At 48.4% G+C, this 17,662-nt stretch carries 17 protein-coding genes and 1 pseudogene; 9 read left to right on the forward strand and 9 right to left on the reverse strand.

Annotation, left to right across the window (positions count from 1 at the left end):
- From MJO57_RS14665 to MJO57_RS14680, 4 genes are all read right to left on the reverse strand, one after another.
- Positions 1–1,155, reverse strand: a complete 1,155-nt coding sequence (locus MJO57_RS14665; protein WP_252026375.1) for an efflux RND transporter periplasmic adaptor subunit — start codon at positions 1,153–1,155, stop codon at positions 1–3.
- A 302-nt stretch (positions 1,156–1,457) separates the two neighbouring features.
- The gene (locus MJO57_RS14670) at positions 1,458–2,321 is read right to left on the reverse strand and encodes a hypothetical protein (protein ID WP_252026377.1); all 864 of its coding nucleotides are present in this window, start codon (positions 2,319–2,321) and stop codon (positions 1,458–1,460) included.
- An 83-nt stretch (positions 2,322–2,404) separates the two neighbouring features.
- The gene (locus tag MJO57_RS14675) at positions 2,405–3,217 is read right to left on the reverse strand and encodes a class II glutamine amidotransferase (RefSeq protein ID WP_252026379.1); all 813 of its coding nucleotides are present in this window, start codon (positions 3,215–3,217) and stop codon (positions 2,405–2,407) included.
- A gap of 34 nt (positions 3,218–3,251) precedes the next feature.
- Positions 3,252–3,533: a hypothetical protein gene (locus tag MJO57_RS14680; RefSeq protein WP_252026381.1), complete on the reverse strand. Its 282-nt coding sequence runs from the start codon at positions 3,531–3,533 to the stop codon at positions 3,252–3,254.
- 412 nt (positions 3,534–3,945) lie between these two features.
- Between MJO57_RS14680 and htpG the strand changes: the two genes are divergently transcribed.
- A complete protein-coding gene (htpG, locus tag MJO57_RS14685; protein WP_252026383.1) occupies positions 3,946–5,856 on the forward strand; it encodes a molecular chaperone HtpG in 1,911 nt (636 codons plus the stop codon).
- Positions 5,857–5,927: 71 nt separating this feature from the next.
- Here the strand turns inward: htpG and MJO57_RS14690 are convergent, their stop codons facing one another.
- Entirely contained in the window at positions 5,928–7,277 is a 1,350-nt protein-coding gene (locus MJO57_RS14690) for an L-serine ammonia-lyase (RefSeq protein ID WP_371924841.1), read from the reverse strand.
- Positions 7,278–7,287: 10 nt separating this feature from the next.
- Between MJO57_RS14690 and MJO57_RS14695 the strand changes: the two genes are divergently transcribed.
- Positions 7,288–7,497 (forward strand): hypothetical protein, encoded by a 210-nt coding sequence (locus MJO57_RS14695; protein WP_252027167.1) that lies wholly within the window; start codon positions 7,288–7,290, stop codon positions 7,495–7,497.
- A 77-nt stretch (positions 7,498–7,574) separates the two neighbouring features.
- On the opposite strand, the gene MJO57_RS14700 is transcribed toward MJO57_RS14695, so the two are convergent.
- The gene (locus MJO57_RS14700) at positions 7,575–8,834 is read right to left on the reverse strand and encodes an aromatic amino acid transport family protein (RefSeq protein WP_252026387.1); all 1,260 of its coding nucleotides are present in this window, start codon (positions 8,832–8,834) and stop codon (positions 7,575–7,577) included.
- A 215-nt stretch (positions 8,835–9,049) separates the two neighbouring features.
- Here MJO57_RS14700 and MJO57_RS14705 point away from each other — a divergent pair, with 215 nt between their 5' ends.
- Entirely contained in the window at positions 9,050–9,538 is a 489-nt protein-coding gene (locus MJO57_RS14705) for a transposase (RefSeq protein ID WP_252018121.1), read from the forward strand.
- On the forward strand, positions 9,507–9,989 hold the full coding sequence (locus tag MJO57_RS14710; protein WP_252026893.1) for an IS1595 family transposase: 483 nt from the start codon (positions 9,507–9,509) through the stop codon (positions 9,987–9,989). The genes MJO57_RS14705 and MJO57_RS14710 overlap by 32 nt, the downstream gene beginning before the upstream one ends.
- A 101-nt stretch (positions 9,990–10,090) precedes the next feature.
- Here MJO57_RS14710 and fabB read toward each other — a convergent pair whose 3' ends face one another.
- Together fabB and fabA are read right to left on the reverse strand one after the other, a co-directional pair.
- Positions 10,091–11,308 (reverse strand): beta-ketoacyl-ACP synthase I, encoded by a 1,218-nt coding sequence (gene fabB, locus MJO57_RS14715; protein ID WP_252026389.1) that lies wholly within the window; start codon positions 11,306–11,308, stop codon positions 10,091–10,093.
- A gap of 94 nt (positions 11,309–11,402) precedes the next feature.
- A pseudogene (gene fabA / locus MJO57_RS14720) lies at positions 11,403–11,918 on the reverse strand (3-hydroxyacyl-[acyl-carrier-protein] dehydratase FabA); the annotation flags it as partial.
- Between the two features lie 709 nt (positions 11,919–12,627).
- Between fabA and MJO57_RS14725 the strand changes: the two are divergent.
- The 4 genes from MJO57_RS14725 (at position 12,628) to MJO57_RS14740 (ending at position 15,473) form a co-directional block, all read left to right on the forward strand.
- Positions 12,628–13,677, forward strand: a complete 1,050-nt coding sequence (locus MJO57_RS14725; RefSeq protein WP_252026391.1) for an NAD(P)H-dependent glycerol-3-phosphate dehydrogenase — start codon at positions 12,628–12,630, stop codon at positions 13,675–13,677.
- A 95-nt stretch (positions 13,678–13,772) separates the two neighbouring features.
- A complete protein-coding gene (locus tag MJO57_RS14730) occupies positions 13,773–14,126 on the forward strand; it encodes a DUF4389 domain-containing protein (RefSeq protein ID WP_252026393.1) in 354 nt (117 codons plus the stop codon).
- 3 nt (positions 14,127–14,129) lie between these two features.
- The gene (gene sixA / locus MJO57_RS14735; RefSeq protein ID WP_252026395.1) at positions 14,130–14,573 is read left to right on the forward strand and encodes a phosphohistidine phosphatase SixA; all 444 of its coding nucleotides are present in this window, start codon (positions 14,130–14,132) and stop codon (positions 14,571–14,573) included.
- Between the two features lie 195 nt (positions 14,574–14,768).
- On the forward strand, positions 14,769–15,473 hold the full coding sequence (locus MJO57_RS14740; protein ID WP_252026397.1) for an MFS transporter: 705 nt from the start codon (positions 14,769–14,771) through the stop codon (positions 15,471–15,473).
- Here MJO57_RS14740 and MJO57_RS14745 read toward each other — a convergent pair.
- Entirely contained in the window at positions 15,460–16,974 is a 1,515-nt protein-coding gene (locus MJO57_RS14745) for an IS66 family transposase (protein WP_252017851.1), read from the reverse strand. The genes MJO57_RS14740 and MJO57_RS14745 overlap by 14 nt on opposite strands.
- Here MJO57_RS14745 and MJO57_RS14750 point away from each other — a divergent pair.
- Positions 16,973–17,626 carry a hypothetical protein gene (locus tag MJO57_RS14750; RefSeq protein ID WP_252026399.1) on the forward strand — a complete coding sequence of 218 codons (654 nt, stop codon included), beginning with the start codon at positions 16,973–16,975 and terminating at the stop codon, positions 17,624–17,626. The two genes, MJO57_RS14745 and MJO57_RS14750, sit on opposite strands and share 2 nt — an antisense overlap.
- The last annotated feature ends 36 nt before the right edge of the window (positions 17,627–17,662 follow it).

Consider the following 17,662-nt stretch of genomic DNA (forward strand, 5'->3'; position numbering starts at 1 on the left):
TTAGAGCAATCCATCCGCAGCTGCCGGTTTAACCGGATTGGAAGAGAGAGCAGGCTGTCCTTTTCCCAGTACCTCAAGCACTTTTACCCGGTGGCCATCGGTCACTTTTACTGCACCTTCATTAACCACCATCTCGCCTTTGGCCAATCCGGTTAACACCACAATGTACTGATCAATGGTTTGCCCGGTGGTAATGGTTCTGCGTTCCACCTGGTTTTGCTCGTTAATCACGAAAACATAACGGCGATTACCATCAAACAGGATGCTGCGGGAAGGCACAACCAGGAGGGGTTGCTCGTTCGAACGCTCAATAGAGGTGCGCATGAGCATGCCCGGCAGAAGGTGTGAGTCAGGGTTATCAAGCAAGGCTCTGACCTGAAAGGTCAGGTTGACCGGATCAATCCGGGGGTTGATGCTGTCGATGGTGCCGGTAAAGGTTTTTCCGGGCCAGGCATCGGTGGTGGCAGAAATCTGAGCACCTTTTCTGATATAGCTGAGGGCGTTTTCCGGCAGGTCAAAGGTCAATTTCATGGTACTGAGATCATCCAGCGTGGTCAGTACGGTACCAGCATTAAGAAGGGCGCCAGCGCTCTGTTCGTGGAAGCTCAACATTCCGCTAAAAGGTGCTTCCAGCGTATAGTGGTCCAATATGGCCAATTCAGCCTGTAACGCGGCTTCAAGACGGTCAACCGTCGCGCGCTGGGCCTTGAGTTCTTCCACGGAGATGGCTTTCCTGGTGATCAGTGTTTCCATATAGTCCAGTTGACGATGGGCATCCTCAAAGGCAATTCGCGCTTGGGCGGTAATAGCTGCCTGCTCTCGGTCATCCAGTTCAACCAGCAATTTTCCTGATTTGACGTGAGCACCATCTTTCAGGTGAAGAGCAACAATACGACCATTGATTTGCGGGGTAATGTCAACTGACTGGTTGGCTTTCAGGTTTCCCAGTGCCATTAAATGTTGTTGCAATGTGGTTTCCATCACTGGAAAGGCCGTTACCGCAGGGGCTTCTCTTTTTGGGTCTGCATGGGATAGGGGTGCCTGGGTAATAGTTGCCAGGCATGTCAGGGCAATCACCAGGATTGTCCCGGGTTTGCTTGGAAGTGCCCGAGCGAATACCAACCCTGGTTGTGTGAAGAAAGAGCTTGCTGTCATGACCCGAAGGTCTCCTGCCTATGGTGATACGGGGTATCAGAATTTGAGGTAAGTTTGACTGAATTCATTAGTGAGGGGGGATTATATAGCCAAAAGCTTCACTAATAACCAGAAAAGAGGGATAAGTTGTCGCAAATTGTATCATCAGGGTATTAAGACGCCATAAGGCTGTTCGAGAACAGCGTTCATCTGAATGCACCCGTCTGGGCGACTCTGTCCAGGCGACCCCGTCTGGGCGACCCCGTCTGGGCGCCCCCGAAGCAACTTCAACGTTCTGGGTGCAGGTAAGTTGTGGCGCAGGCTTATTTGACGATTAAATCTCCATACCCCCAAATCAGGGTACCGATAATACTTGCCAACAGGATTACCCAGTCGCACTCACTGGCTGTTCTTTTGACCCTCCTTTCTGTGATTCTTGCATTCCCCATCGCTTCAGATAGCTCCCTTAATGTCATGCCCTCTTTTCGGGATATTCTCTGATTGGGTGATTCAATCATCAGCTGGTGGCTTGGCAGTTTTTCACTTCGCTTTCTGAGGGTTATAAATGTCACCAACAGTGCCCAGCAGACAATTACGGACCCTGATCGCTGGAAAAGTGCATGATCTCCATCGTCGATAATGTCTGAAATAAGGGAAGCCGTTACGGTCGCTGCTGCTGCCAGCGTGCTGATAATAAAGGTACTATTCCACTGTTTATTGCGTTCCCACCAGTTAAGATTTTTGAGACAGCCGGGCTCTGAACCATCACTTGGTAATGAGCCGTTTTCTAACCCTAAGGTGTGCAGGTTAATGATGTATGCTGCACGATTATTTGGCGGTAATGAAGAGGATGAGTCCGGGGATGGCGCAGTCAGTCGATTCTGGCGCACACCTATTTGACTATCAGCCATTTTTGATTGGGGTGGCGTTAAGCTTGAATGCGAGGCAACGTGTTCTTTCCTTAAGTTAAAAGATCTGTCATTAATCGCTGATTGGCAAGGACCTGCTGTTTCATCTTCTATTGTGAACGTTGTCATGTTAACCGGCTTGGGAAATTCTCTGGTACTCCTGCCATGGAACAAGACGTGTCCGGGATTTCTGGTGACTTTTGCCTGATATAGACTTTCATCAAGGTGGCTGGTGTTGATAGCATTTGCTGACGCAGACCTGCTGATGGGTGTACTCATTAATAAACCCCGGGTAAAGTTTAAGTAGCTGAACTGGAAAGAGCCCGGTTAATTATAATGGCTTGATGAAGTCTGGTTTTCAGTTATTCAGATTTTTTACACAGGTCTTTTTTTATCCGGTTCATTAACGGTTTAGTGAGTTCCCCATTATCAAAAACCACCATCTCGCCGGGCTGAAGAGGATGCCAGTCTTCATCAATGGTTAATGGGGCAGTGGCCACTATAGTAACAATATCGTTTACTGTGGTTTCCCTGGCAAAATCCACCGTGATGTCGGCATCCTTGAGGCTGGCCTGGTCGAAAGGTGCTCTGCGAGTTATCCAGGTCAATCGCGTGCTGCAGTAGCAATAGAGATAACGGGAGTCAGTCAGCAACATATTAAATACGCCCAACTCACGCAGTTCATCACAGAGTTTCCAGATAAAGCGTTGCAGCGTACTCACTCTTTTGGGTGGTTTGGGGAAGCGCTCACGCAGCTGATCCATGATCCGGCAAAAAGCGTACTCACTGTCCGTGGTTCCCACTGGAAAGTAGTGTTGCAATGGGGATTTTTTGATGCCTTTTAACTGGCCATTATGAGCAAAAGTCCAGTATTTGCCCCAGAGTTCCCGGGTAAAGGGGTGTGTGTTTTCCAGTGCAATTCTTCCTGCATTTGCTTGCCGTATATGACTGATCACAATAGTGCTTTTGATCGGGTAGCGGCACACCAGGTCGGCAATTTCAGAATCACAGCTGGGGTTTGGATCACGGAACTCTCGTACACCTTTTCCTTCATAGAATGCAATTCCCCAGCCATCACTGTGGGGTCCGGTTTTACCGCCACGCTGCATCAGGCCGCTGAAGCTGAACACAATGTCGGTAGGGGTGTTGGCGCTCATTCCGAGAAGTTCACACATTGGCTTAAAAATCGCTGTTAAGTTCAAGATTTCTTTATAAAGGTTCTTTACGTTCACGCCGAGCGTGACTGCTTTTGCCTGTATCGGGTTTTGGCTTTTGGTCAGGAGCTTCTGTTTTTACCCTGGCGACAGGTAATAACACGCCGGTAAGCGCGGCGATACTGGCGGTAATGGCAACAGCCTGACCTGATCGCCACATGGCTTCAACGCCCTGGCTAAGGCCATCATAAAGGCTGATAAGGAATGCCGGACCAAGAAAGCTCTGTTCGGGGTGAATAGTGCCCGGCAGGAAAAACAGTACCGCAAAAGCCATCATCAGAGGCCGCTTTACCCGAGGGTGCCATTTACGAACCACAAACCACAGGCTCAGCAGACAACCGATGGCGCCTGCCAGGTAAACTACCCAGCCCCAAAAATACTGCAATTCCGACATTGACTCTCCAACAACCGCCACTGAAAAAATGGCAGCTAGTTATATTGACCGCCTTCCTTTATTTGCTGCGAAAAGGCGGCGCTGGTATTACCCGTTAAAATGAAATGCTGGTCGATATGAAAAAAACCGACAATGGTGCATTTTGCATCAATTGGCCATCATATGAAAACAGCCACTGAAGATAAAATGAAATTTAATGACCAAAGACCTCAAGAGGGTTGAAATCTCATGTACTGCCCATATTTACTGATTACCTAAATACTCAATGTGATGATTAACCGGGATTGAGGTTCTAATGGCAGTCGAAGAGAAAAAAGAGACACTGGGTTTTCAGACTGAGGTGAAACAGCTTCTGCACCTGATGATTCACTCTCTGTATTCCAATCGTGAGATTTTTTTACGGGAGCTGATTTCCAATGCTTCCGATGCAGCAGACAAGCTCCGTTACCAGGCTCTCCATAACAGTGCGCTGCTGGAAAGTGACCCTAACCTTGAAATCAGAGTGGATTTCGACAAGGAAGCAAAAACCGTCACGGTGGCTGATAACGGTATTGGTATGAACCGTGAAGATGTCATTGCCCATCTGGGGACCATTGCCAAATCCGGTACGGCGGATTTCCTGAAAACACTGACCGGTGACCAGAAGAAAGATTCTCAGCTGATCGGTCAGTTTGGTGTCGGTTTTTATTCCGCATTTATCGTTGCTGACAAGGTGACCGTTGAAACCCGCAAGGCAGACAGCGAAGAGGCTGTTCGTTGGGTGTCTGATGGCTCCGGTGAGTTTACTGTTGAGCCAATCGAGAAAGAGAAGCGGGGGACAACCATTATTCTGCACCTGAAGCCGGAAGCGGAAGAGTTTGCTGATGGTTGGCGCCTGCGTAATATCATCCGTAAATACTCTGACCATATCTCCATGCCAATCCTGATGCGCAAGGAAGTGATGCCGACGGCAGAGGAAGAAAAAGAAGAGAAAGACAAAACACCTGAGTGGGAAACGGTTAATACAGCGAAAGCCCTGTGGACCCGGTCCCGCAGTGACATTACGGATGATGAGTACAAAGAGTTTTACAAACACATCAGTCATGACCATACCGATCCGCTGAAGTGGAGCCATAACCGGGTTGAAGGGAAGCTGGAATACATCAGCTTGCTTTACATTCCCGCCAAAGCCCCCTTTGACCTGTATAACCGTGATATGCAGAAAGGGTTGAAACTCTATGTTCAGCGTGTGTTTATCATGGATCAGGCGGATGAGTTTCTGCCTATGTATCTTCGTTTTATCAAGGGTGTCATTGACTCTAATGATCTGTCACTGAACGTTTCCCGTGAAATATTGCAGAAAGATCCGGCAGTAGACAGCATGAAAACTGCGCTGACCAAGCGTGTGCTGGATATGCTGGAAAAATTGGCGAAGAAAGAACCTGAGGAGTATGTCAGCTTCTGGAAAGCGTTTGGCCAGGTGCTGAAAGAAGGACCTGCAGAAGATTATGCCAACCGCGAACGTATTGCCAAGCTTCTGCGTTTCTCATCTACTCACAGCCAGGGTGTTGAACAGGATCAATCGCTGGAAGGGTACGTCTCCCGGATGAAGGAAGGTCAGGACAAGATCTACTACATAACCGCAGAGACGCCTAAAGCGGCAGCCAATAGCCCTCATCTGGAGGTATTCCGCAAGAAAGGGTTGGAAGTTCTGTTGCTTTCTGACCGCGTTGATGAGTGGTTGATGTCGCATCTGTTCGAGTTTGATGGCAAGTCATTCGTCGATATTGGCCGTGGTGACCTGGACCTCGGCAAGTTGGATTCTGAAGAAGAGAAGCAGGCTCAGGAAGAGGCCGCCAAAGAGAATAAAGATCTGGTCAAGCGCATCAAGGATGTGCTTGGTGCTGATGTCGAAGCGGTTCGGGTGACTCATCGTCTGACCGATTCTCCGGCCTGTCTGGTGGTTGGGCAACAAGATATGGGTTTGCAGATGCGCCGCATTATGGAAGCTGCTGGCCAGAGCATGCCGGAGTCCAAGCCGATCTTTGAGATTAACCCGGAACACCCATTGATTGGACGTCTGGATAAAGAAGCTGATGAAGATCGTTTTGCCGATCTCACTCATGTCATCTTTGATCAGGCCAGTTTGGCGGCGGGTGGTCAGCTGGACGATCCAGCGGCTTATGTCAAACGTCTTAACAAGCTGTTGCTGGAAATGGCCGACTGAAAATAGCGGGTTTAGCTGTAAAAAGGCGAAGTCATGACTTCGCCTTTTTGTTATCAGACGGATGATCCCGTTCAGGATGCCATATTGACGATTTTGATGGGTTGTGCCCTAGCATACACCGCCAGACCGCCCAACGATGTTTCCCGGTATTTAGCCTGAAGGTCCAGCCCGGTCCTGTACATGGTTTCAATGCAGCTATCCAGAGACACCGCATGGTCGCCATCGCCACGCATGGCAAGGCGTGCTGCAGTGATGGCCTTGATGGCGGCCATGCCGTTGCGCTCAATACAGGGAATCTGAACCAGTCCGGCAATGGGGTCGCAGGTCATGCCCAGATGATGTTCCATGCCGATTTCAGCGGCATTTTCCACCTGTTCCATGGTTGCTCCCTGAACGGCAGCTAACGCTGCGGCTGCCATTGAGCATGCAGAGCCTACTTCGGCCTGGCAGCCGGCTTCGGCTCCGGAGATGGTCGCATTCATCTTGATCAGCGAGCCGATGGCAGCTGCTGTGGCAATAAAGTCACGAATTCCCTGCTGATTATTTCGGGAGATAAAGCGAGTGTAATAGGCCAGAGTTGCCGGGATAACGCCAGCAGCGCCGTTTGTTGGTGCTGTAACTACACGGCCCCCACAGGCATTTTCTTCATTAACGGCCATGGCAAACAGGGTTACCCAGTCCATGATGGCAAAGTGATCCATCAACATGGCTTCAGGGTTGCTGGTCAGTTTTTTATGCATATCGGCTGCACGGCGTTTCAGTCCGCTGACCGGGAGGGTTCCTTCCATGCGTAAGCCTCGTTCGATGCAGGCGTGCATAACCGCCCAAATGGCATCAATTTTGGCATTCACCAGATCCACATTCCCATTATGGCGGGCAGCCTCATTCTCTGTAGTTAACTGAGCAATGGTCAGGTTGTGCGCATGACAAAGATCAAGAAGCTCTGCGGCAGTTCTGAATGGATAAGGAATCGGGCATGAAGCTTCCTTGTTGTTTGCAGTCTCTGGTTGATTGAACTCATCGGCACTGACCACAAAGCCGCCGCCAATGGAGAGATAAGTTGTGTAATAAACAACAACGCCATTGCTGTCAGAGGCGAAAAACCGCATGCCATTGGGGTGTTCTGGCAGTGTTTCTCCATTATGAAAAATCAGGTGTGTATCGTAATCAAAAGTAATGGGGTGTTTACCGGCCAGCTGGAGTACTTTATTGGTTTTGATCTGTGCAAAAATCTGATCAGCCTGATCCGGATCAATAGTATCCGGACGATAACCGGCCAGGCCAAGCAGGGCGGCTTTATCGGTTCCATGGCCAACACCCGTCAGTGCCAGTGAACCATAGAGGCCAACGGCTATGGATGAGATGCTGGATAGAATGCCTTTTTCTTCAAGCGCATTTAAAAAACGATGGCCTGCCCACATTGGACCAACCGTGTGTGAGCTGGATGGGCCAATGCCTGTTTTGAAAATATCAAAAATGCTGAGCATAGTCTTTGCTGGCTCTATAAAAAGATTTCAAGAAAACGGCGACATTATGAGTGTCTTTCAGCCTATTGCCTGGTTGTTGCTCATGGCTGTTCAGACATTTTTACCTGAAAAATGCTTATCCTATTGTGCCGTTATTGATTCTGGACTGAAATAACGGGAGAGCTATTTGCTCTCCCGGTTTTCCGTATTAGGACTGTGACTGTTCCGGGGCAGTCAGGGCCCCGGCAGGTGTTAGATCAACTGAGATGTAATGAAGCCGGTAATGGCAATCAGACCCATTACAACGGTGAAAATGTTGGCTTTTGAACGATATTTTCCCATTGCAGGTACTTTATGGGTCGCATAAACCGGCAGGATGAACAGGATCATGGCCAGGATGGGGGCAACCAGAGACTCGATCATACCCATAACACTGACATTGGCATAAGCTACAGCCCATACAGACAGAGTAATGAAGACAATAATTCCCTTATCAACAGCTTTCAGGCTCACTTGCTTGCCACGAGCTTTGGCACGATTGACGATCATGCCCTGAAGGCCTTCCCGGGTGCCCATGTAGTGCCCAAAAAATGATGAAGAGATCGCGACAATAGCAACCACTTGAGCCAGCCAGGCAAAGATCTGGTTATCAGTGCGTTCGGCAAAAATGGACAGAATTGGCAGGTTGGCGGCCTTGGCCTGCAGAAGTTCAGCCGGAGACAGGGTAAGCACACAGCTGTAGACAAAGAACATGGTAAAACCGACCAGCATCATGGTGGTGCGTTTCAATGTTTTGCTGGTCTGATGTTCTGCGTCATTTCCCAACTCCTTGCGATAGGTTGCAGCAAAAGAAGAGACGGCAGGAGAATGGTTGAAAGCAAAGACCAGAACCGGAATGGTCAGGAATACGGTTTTCAGGAAGTCGCCAGCAGAAACCGATGCTTCAAACTGGGCAGTATTCCACTGAGGGATCAGATAGAGAGAAGTTCCCAAAAGTACCGCAATCAGTGGATAGACAATGGCGTTGGTCACTTTCAGTACTGTTTTCTGGCCGGCGATCATAACACTTACCATGGCTGCTACCAGCACAAAGCTCAGGATTGCACGGTTTGGCTCTTCCATCCCCAGCTGATTGACCATCAAAGAGCTTACGGTGTTGGTAATGCCGATGCCGTAGATCAGAAGGATAGGGTAGATGGAGGCAAAATAACCCAGAGTGATCAGGCTACCTGCCTTCTGACCAAAATGTTCTGTAACCGTTTCGGTAATATTGGCTTCTGGATTTTTCGAGGACAGGCACAGACGATTCAGACCGCGATGGGCAAGAAATGTCATGGGTCCAATAAGGATGGTCATCAGAATCAGTGGCCAGATACCACCGAGGCCAGCGTTAATAGGCAAAAATAGCACGCCGGCGCCTATTGCAGTGCCAAACAGTGTCAGCATCCATTGTGTATCACGTTTCTCCCAGCCGCCTGTTGAGGCGTCATTTATAGCAATGGGTTGCGTCAAGGTCTGTGACATGTGGTGTTATCCGGTCAGTAATTAATCAGTTGCTGCGCACTGTACAGAAATTGTGCATTTCGTGTTTTGATGCAGATCACAATGATCATTCCTTGTTTTGTGATATTATGTTGGGTTTTTTATTAATAAGAGGAGGCTCTTTTCGAATTCCGAACTGCTGAACTATCCTTGGTGGATATAATTAGCCATCGCCAGCATTGACCATGAATATAGGCCGAATCTCAGATCTCATCAGTAATGACACCTGCTTTGAGATGATCCGTGAGAACCGCTGGCCAGATGGCACTGTTCTCTGTCCGCACTGTGATTCTGAGAATGTCAAAAAGAATGGACACGACAATGTGCAGGTAGAGTGCCAGCACTATTACTGTAAGTCCTGTAAGCGCTACTTCGATGACCTGACAAATACGGTTTTCGCAGGACACCACCGACCACTCAAAGTCTGGATTGCCTGTCTCTATTTAATGGGGCTGAACGTCTCCAACAGCCAGATAGCTCAGGAACTTGATCTGTGTGTCAGTGATGCACACCATATGACCACAGTCTTACGAAATGGTGTTGTTGACCGAAAGCCTGAAGTGATTCTTGATGGCGAAGTTGAATTCGACGAGGTCTACATTGTAGCTGGTCACAAGGGACACCCTGAAGCATTAAAAAAATCTGGATCGTCCACCGAGAAAAAGAAGGCTTAAAGGCGCTCCGGGCCGTGGGACTCTTGAAAAAGACAAACCGCCGGTATTGGGAATGATTCAAAGGGGAGGTCAGGTCATTATCAACATGCTGTCGAACGTTAAGAAGGCGACAATCGAACCATTTATCAAGAAACACGTAGCCCCACAGAGCCAGATTTATACCGATGAATACAACATCTATGATGACCTTGAAAGCTGGGGCTTCAGACATAAAACGGTCTGTCACGGCAAAGGTGAGTATGCTCGTGATGATGACAAAGACGGTATTTACGAGGTGCATGTTAATACTATGGAGGGGTTTTGGTCACTTCTACGCTCGTGGCTAAGGCCTCACAGGGGAATATCCCAAGAGGCTTTACCCCTTTACCTTGGCTTTTTTGAGTTTTTGCATAATATTGGCCGAAGAGGCAAAAGTCTTCTTCAGCCCTTAGTCAACTTGCTGGTTACATAGCAGTCTGGAATTGGAAAAGAGCCTAAGAGGATTTGTTTCGGTAAATATAAAATCAAGAAAAAACCGGCACAAGGCCGGCTTATTGATCAATTGAGAGAGAGTTACCCTTGGTAACGCTCAAAGACCAGGCAGGCGTTTGTACCACCAAAACCAAAGCTATTGGACATAATCCGGTTCAGGGTTTGTTCACGAGCCTCACCAACCAGAATTGGCAGGTTTTTAGCGGCTTCATCCAGGTTATCTACGTTAGCAGAAGCGGTAATGAAGTTGTGCTTCATCATTAACAGACAGTATATGGCTTCCTGAACCCCCGCAGCGCCCAGTGAGTGTCCGGACAACGATTTGGTTGAGCTGATGACTGGCATCTTGTCACCAAACACGTCAATCAGTGCTTTCAATTCAGCCACATCACCTACAGGCGTGCTGGTACCGTGAGTATTGATGTAATCGATAGGAGCTTTAATGGCTTCCATGGCCATGCGCATACAGCGGGCCGCGCCTTCGCCAGAAGGTGCTACCATGTCATAACCATCAGAAGTGGCACCATAGCCGGTGATCTCAGCGTAAATTTTGGCGCCACGGGCTTTGGCGTGCTCGAGCTCTTCGACAACAATCATGCCACCACCACCAGCAATAACGAAGCCGTCACGGTCTGCATCGTAGGCACGGGACGCCTGCTGAGGTGTTGCATTGTATTTGGTGCTCAGTGCTCCCATGGCATCAAACAGACCGGTTTGTGTCCAGTGCTCTTCTTCACCGCCACCCGCAAAGACGATGTCCTGCTTGCCGAGCTGGATCTGTTCAATGGCATTGCCGATACAGTGTGCACTGGTTGCACAGGCGGAGGTAATTGAGTAGTTAACACCCTTGATTTTAAAAGGCGTTGCAAGGCATGCTGAAACGGTACTGCCCATCGTGCGGGTAACACGATATGGGCCAACGCGCTTGACACCTTTTTCTCTCATGATGTCAGCAGAGTCGACAATATTTTCTGATGAGGCTCCACCGGATGCAGCAATCAGTCCGGTGCGTGGGTTGGAAACCAGTTCTTCAGTGAGGCCGGCATCTTCAATCGCCTGCTTCATGGCAATATAGGCATAGGCAGCGGCGTTGCCCATAAAGCGCAGGGTCTTGCGATCAATAAACTGTTCGAAATCGATGTCTACTGTGCCGGATACCTGACTCCGGAAACCATGCTCCTGATAACTTTCGTTAAAGCGAATACCGGAGCGCCCAAGTCTAAGGCTCTCGGCTACCTCATCCTGGGTGATGCCCAGACAGGATGTGATGCCAATCCCTGTAACTACAACACGTTTCATTGATGTCAACCTGAATAGCCTGTTTAAGTCAGAAAAAACCAGAGTCAGATTTCAGTTATCCCTCTCATTCAAGTGACAAGAGGGAACAGGGAAATCAGAAAGAGTCCGTGTTCTGGAAAAGACCGACTCGCAGCCCTTCCGCAGTATAAATTTCCCGACCATCAACACTGACTGATCCATCGGCAATGCCCAGAACCAGTTTTCGTGTGATGATTCGTTTAATGTCAATTCGGTATGTCACTTTTTGATTAGTGGGCAGGATCTGGCCGGTAAATTTAACATCACCACTGCCAAGGGCCCGTCCCCGCCCCGGGTTGCCCATCCAGCCCAGGTAGAAGCCAACCAGCTGCCACATGGCGTCAAGCCCGAGACATCCCGGCATAACAGGGTCCCCGGGGAAGTGACAGGAGAAGAACCAGAGGTCTGGATTGATATCCAGTTCTGCGATGATCTCACCTTTGCCATAGGCGCCGCCTTCTTTAGAAATGCGAACGATGCGATCAAGCATCAGCATATCAGGGGCTGGTAGCTGAGCATTGTCGGCACCAAAAAGCTCGCCCTGTGAGCAGCGTAACAAATCTTCTTTGCTGAAGGCGTTTTGTTGGCTAACGGCTGTTTGTTGGCTAACGGCTGTTTGTTGGCTAACGGTCGTTTGTTGGCTAACGGTCGTTTGTTGGCTAACGGCTTCGTGTCTAAGGTCAGATTTCAATGGTTGCTTCATTAGTTTATTGGTTCCTGGAAGGTCCAGCACCTTCATGGCATCAGGCCAGTGATGACACCCGGAAGCCGATACACTGATCGGGACTTCCCTGCCGATACGGCATTCATATCAGAGGCCGATGACCCCGCTTAATCCTAACAGTCTTGCAAATGCACTACTATCGTTCCGGAGTTGAACTATACCATTGCTTTTTATCTGTCATAGTGCTGTTGGACTCTTTGTAACAAAAAGACAACACTGAGCTGCTGAAAAAGTGGTCAATGATAAGTTTCGTCGCTTTTTACTACCAGCAAGCTGGTATGCGTCAGGTCTGTTGCATAACTGGCATAATTCACAAAGTATCTGCAGATGGTAAAGAGCCTGCGAAGGCAATTACCCTTACATGGCAAGTAAAGGTAATACAGTCAGGAATGGTTTGCTAGATTTGTTCTATCGTACAATCTTCAGGATGATTACTGATATTAGAAAAAATTCAGTTTCTGCTTGCTCGCTTCTGTGCAACCCTATCCACTAGTGTGATTAAATACAGCATTCCTATTAGCGCTGGCCTTAAGATATTTTGCTGCAGCTTTTGAGTGTGTAAACCGGGATTAACTATATGACAGACAGGCCACATGGCACCGATGCAAATGGCGGTGCTAATGAATATACAATCGCTGTTCTTGGCGGTGGCAGTTTTGGAACGGCTCTGGCTGATATCTCTGCAAACAATGGCCACAGGGTGAAGCTCTGGATGAGGGATGCCGGGCAGGTCAGGAGTATTAAAGATGATCATGTGAATGCCAGATACCTTCCCGAATTCAGGATTCATCCCTCCGTTAGCGCTAGTACTGATCTATCGGCTGTGGTCGCTGATGCAGATATCGTTCTTATTGCTATTCCCAGCAAATCGTTCAGGGAGGTGGTCAGAAAAACCAATGGACTGCTTTCCGGCAAGATCGTGATCAGTACTACAAAAGGTATTGAGCCAGTGACCTTTGATCTGATGAGTCAGATTCTGACGGAGGAGCTTGAAAATGCCCGTATCGGTGTTCTGAGCGGCCCCAATCTGGCTCGCGAGATCGTTGCCAAGGCGCTGACAGCAACGGTTATTGCCAGTGAAGATGAAGACCTTTGCCAGATTGTGCAGACCGTTTTGCATTGTGATTACTTCAGGGTTTATTCCAATACGGATGTTTATGGTGTGGAGCTGGCAGGTGCCTTGAAGAATATTTATGCCATCGTCTCTGGAATGGGTGCGGCACTGGGAATGGGGGAGAACACCCAAAGTATGTTGATCACCCGAAGTCTGGCAGAAATGAGTCGCTTTGCTGTGACACTCGGCGCAAACCCGATGACATTTCTGGGATTGGCCGGGGTTGGTGATCTTGTTGCCACTTGCACTTCTGATCTGAGTCGAAATTTTCGGGTTGGTTATGCCCTGGGAGAAGGCTGTTCTCTTGATGAAGCAGAGGCGAAATTGGGACAGGTCGCGGAAGGGGTGAATACTCTTAAACAGGTAAAGCAGAAGGCCGATGAACTGGGGGTGTATATGCCTCTGGTGGACGGTTTGTACAGCATTATTTTTGAAGGCAATGCCATTGGCACTCTTGTTAAGGGAATGATGCTCCGGGAACAGAAAACGGATGTGGAGTTTATGTCCAGATAATAGTTGGACTTTATTAAGATAACGTTAGTTAAAAAGCGTTTATTAACAAACTTTGGTTAAGAAACTTTGGTTAAGAAACTATAGAGAGAACCGTAATGGAAGAAAAAATAGTTAATAATCTTAAGTCAGAGTCTCGCTGGTTGAGGCTGGTCTTTATGGTGGTTTTTGCTTTTGTGGCTTATCTTGCTGCGTTTCTGGTAATGCTGATTGCCATTGTTCAGGCGGTTCATGGATTTGTCATGGGCGAGCCGAATGACCGGCTGTTGAAATTCAGTGGCGGTGTGAACCAGTATATCTATCAAATTGCGGGTTTTTTGACCTACAACGTTGATGTTAAACCCTATCCTTTCTCAGACTGGCCTGCCTCTGGTAGAGACAGGGCGTTTGGCTGTGGTGAAAAAGCGGTAAAAGGCGGAGAAAAAGAACTCAATGAATCGGATAATGATTAAATCATGAAACTGATCATTATGCGCCATGGCCAGGCATCATGGTCTGCTCCTTCGGATCAGGAAAGGAGTCTCACCGGACAAGGTCTTCGTGAGGTGAGGGATACCACTGCTTTATTGGCTGGCCAGAGGGTAGATTGTGTTTTTGCCAGTCCGTATCTTCGGGCCCAGCAAACGGGCCACATCGTGGCAGAAGGGTTTGGGCTCAAGGTTACAACGCTGGATGAGCTGGAACCTGATGGTGATCCATCAAAAGTGCTTGATGCTCTCCCGGATTCCGGTGTCGTTTTATTAGCCAGTCATATGCCCATGGTCAGCTATCTTGTCGGCTTGCTATGTGACGGAACTCCTAAGCTTGGTCCTTCCTTCCAAACAGGAATGGCTCTGGTTCTGGAGGTAGAGATGCTTGCTCCCGGAATGGGTAGGGTCATTGAACGCATAATACCTTAACCCGGATATTTCATATTTTCAGTCTATAAATCTACCTATTTGAGCTATTTATGTCGGATAGCTTCAAACTCACCTGTGCTCTGTTGATTATTTAATGAACTTTTTACTCGTCATCTAATCTAATTCTGCTCAGACCCCGTGTTGCTGGTGCTTCATACAGGGAAAGGGTGGAGGGATAGTCAGGGAGTAAGTACGGTGGCAACAAGTTCCATATGCCTCAGAGGCGTTTTTGTCTGCGCAATAGCGGCATTATTCTGTTCTTATCAATTTCTGCTTCAGGGGGCGCCATCCGTAATGGTTCCCCAGTTGATGTCTGCCTTTGATCTTGATGTTGCAGATATTGGCTGGTTAACCAGCAGTTTTCTCTGTTTTTATCTGCTTTTCCAGGTGCCGGGAGGCTATCTGGCCGATCATTGCAATGCCAGGGTTTTACTGGTGATTTGCAGTGCCTTGATGGCCATTGGCTGTTACTGGTTCAGTGTTTCTGAAACGTTGTTTTCTGCCTGTGCATCACGGGCGTTTATGGGAGTGGTGACTTCGCCGGTGATTGTGGTGTGTATGACCCTGGCCAGTCGCTGGTTTCCAGAACGTTATTTTCCAACGCTCGCCGGGGTGATAGAAGCCTTTGCTTTGGCTGGTGGAGGGCTTGGTCCACTGATATTGCCGAATATCATGGAAGCTTATGGATGGCAGGGCGCAATGCAGGCTGCTGCCATTTTTGGTGTTGTACTTGCCGGCATAATAGCCATCTTTGTTAAAAGCACACCGCCCATATCGGTCAGTGATGCCAAGTTGCATAAAGTGACGTGTGAAGTTGGCTCTGAACTCAAAGTGAGCGATAAGCCGCCATTGGATCGAGTCTCCCTGACGCTTTGTTGTTTAGTAACTATTCAGCACTGAGCAAAGGCATATTACAGTAATTCCGAACAGCTCTATGAAGTGATTGATATATGTCCATTCCCTGTTTTCTGGCAGACGACAAATAGCTGCGAATCCGTGCAAACATAAAACCACCGTCTGCACTCCTGAAGCAGCCTGAGATTTTCTGCTTTAACTTGGCCATTCGAACATCCCGCTCACTGCCATTGTTATCGAAGGGAATGGTAAAATCTGACATGAAGCGCAGTGTCTCAGCCTTGAACTCAGTGAGTCGTTTGAAGAGATTGTAAGCTTTAGTATTCTTGACTTTCTTGCGCTTAAGCTCCTCTCGTTGCTTCTCCATATAGACGACTTCTTTCATTAGAGCCCGCTGAAGCAACCGGTCATAAATCTTCTCGATTCGTTCACAGACAACACTTGGCATCTGTAGCATACCTATGGTCTTAAAGCCCTTGCAGTAATGCCAGGAAAGCCTCAGTAGCTTCATCAATCGCAACGCCAGTTGATTGCTGTCCCTATCAACAACACCCAAAAGCTCCCTCAGGTGATGGGCATTGCAAAGTACGTGAGTTGCCGCATATGCAAAATAGGATTTCCAATGATCATGAACCAGAACGCCTGCAAATGTTAGCAGTATGCCCATCGTGTCCATGGCCTCACGACCTCGCTTTTCAGACAAGTAGTAGAGCGTCCATTGTTCATCCCGCATAACGTGTAGCCAGTGCAAAGAGCCCTCGGCCCGCATACCCGTTTCATCGGCTCCGGCAACAGACGATTCCCGCAAGGCGTCACGAATAACCTCTTCAGTAGAAGCCAGATTTTCATAGGTTCTGGCCACAAAATTGGCGACAGTGCCTGCACTTACACTCATTTTATAGAGAGTATTAAAATACTCTGACACGCGCTTAAAAGGCAGGAAATGGTATTGGTTAAGATAGACGGCCATAGCCTGTGTGGCTGAGCCATATTGTGCGGCAGCGGTAACACCTTCCGGGAATTCAGCCTGATTCCGACAACCACAAGTGCAGATTTTTACTTCAGCTCTATGGGCCGTTACTTCAAATTCACCCGGTCTCCCTGGTTCAAACACCTGTCGTTCAATATATTTGACCGGCTCACTATCAAGAAGAGACGCCTGACATTTATTGCATTCTTTAACCGGAAGGTACTCAATATAGTCAGGGATATCGACCTGTTTAAGACAAGTGCCCTGATGCCCTTTCTTTCCACCGGCTTTATTACCAGAAGACTGTCTCAGACTTTTAGGATTGGGTTTTTCATCCGATGGATCGGTACCTTTATCTGCGGAAAGGTCGTCAGAATGATCTGGAGAATTACTGTTTTTACAAGGTTTTTGATAACCATCAGACGATGGCGGCTTGCTGCTGTTTTGACTGTTCTTGCCAACCTTTTCTTCCAATTCTCGACATCGCTCTTCCAGACAGGCAACTCTCATCCGCAGCTCTGCATTCTCTTTCAAGAGAATCTCAGCCGACATAGTTGCGGGTAGTTCTGGAATCATGCTGGCGAATATTGTGGAAAAATGGTGCTTAAGAGGATGGTATAAAAATCAGAAAATTCCAGATTTATGTGGGGGTGCTGAACAGTTACGTTGTTTATATGGTTTTGGCCTTTTTGCTGTTATTACCAGTTTTGGTGGCTTATGGGGAATCCCTTTCTTTTACGAGCGTTTTTCCGTCGGGCGGGAAGCCGTTGCTGATATGGTAGCGCTAATTTTTATCGGAGCTGCCATTGGGGCTCCCCTACAGGGTTGGCTGGCCTGTGTGGCAGAATCTATGCGAAAAGTGATGGTGGTGTGTGCTATTGCTTCTCCTGTCTTGTTCAGTCTGTTGATTTTCTGCCCGTGTTCCATGATGGTCATGGCAGTGATCTGTTTTATGGCAGGGGTCAGTAGTGGCGGCTATATGCTCGCATTCTCTGTTGTGAAAAGTATCAGCCCGCCAGAGCGTGTGGGAATCCTGCTGGCTATCACCAATGGCTCCATGCTGTTGGCCGGCCCTGTCATGCAGTTGTTGATCGGGTTTATCCTGGAAGGTACAGGGCGCGATGGGTTGAGCGCCTTGTCTGTGCAGGACTATCAGCTGGCCTTTGTACCTTTATTGCTCTGTCAGCTGATGGCTTTGGTTGTAGCAATTTGCCTGAAAAAACAGTGATACGGCTACCCATTGCTGGTAGTTGACGTTATTCTA

Source organism: Endozoicomonas sp. SCSIO W0465, from assembly GCF_023716865.1.
GTDB lineage: Bacteria > Pseudomonadota > Gammaproteobacteria > Pseudomonadales > Endozoicomonadaceae > Endozoicomonas.

Bases quoted from the DNA above. Each gene is read 5' to 3' on its own strand.
- MJO57_RS14670 (WP_252026377.1), bottom strand. From the start codon at position 2,321: ATGAGTACACCCATCAGCAGGTCTGCGTCAGCAAATGCTATCAACACC.
- MJO57_RS14745 (WP_252017851.1), bottom strand. From the start codon at position 16,974: ATGATTCCAGAACTACCCGCAACTATGTCGGCTGAGATTCTCTTGAAA.
- MJO57_RS14675 (WP_252026379.1), bottom strand. From the start codon at position 3,217: ATGTGTGAACTTCTCGGAATGAGCGCCAACACCCCTACCGACATTGTG.
- MJO57_RS14730 (WP_252026393.1), top strand. From the start codon at position 13,773: ATGGAAGAAAAAATAGTTAATAATCTTAAGTCAGAGTCTCGCTGGTTG.
- fabB (WP_252026389.1), bottom strand. From the start codon at position 11,308: ATGAAACGTGTTGTAGTTACAGGGATTGGCATCACATCCTGTCTGGGC.
- sixA (WP_252026395.1), top strand. From the start codon at position 14,130: ATGAAACTGATCATTATGCGCCATGGCCAGGCATCATGGTCTGCTCCT.
- MJO57_RS14750 (WP_252026399.1), top strand. From the start codon at position 16,973: ATGCTGGCGAATATTGTGGAAAAATGGTGCTTAAGAGGATGGTATAAA.
- MJO57_RS14725 (WP_252026391.1), top strand. From the start codon at position 12,628: ATGACAGACAGGCCACATGGCACCGATGCAAATGGCGGTGCTAATGAA.
- MJO57_RS14690 (WP_371924841.1), bottom strand. From the start codon at position 7,277: ATGTGGGCAGGCCATCGTTTTTTAAATGCGCTTGAAGAAAAAGGCATT.
- MJO57_RS14705 (WP_252018121.1), top strand. From the start codon at position 9,050: ATGAATATAGGCCGAATCTCAGATCTCATCAGTAATGACACCTGCTTT.
- MJO57_RS14680 (WP_252026381.1), bottom strand. From the start codon at position 3,533: ATGATGGCTTTTGCGGTACTGTTTTTCCTGCCGGGCACTATTCACCCC.
- htpG (WP_252026383.1), top strand. From the start codon at position 3,946: ATGGCAGTCGAAGAGAAAAAAGAGACACTGGGTTTTCAGACTGAGGTG.
- MJO57_RS14665 (WP_252026375.1), bottom strand. From the start codon at position 1,155: ATGACAGCAAGCTCTTTCTTCACACAACCAGGGTTGGTATTCGCTCGG.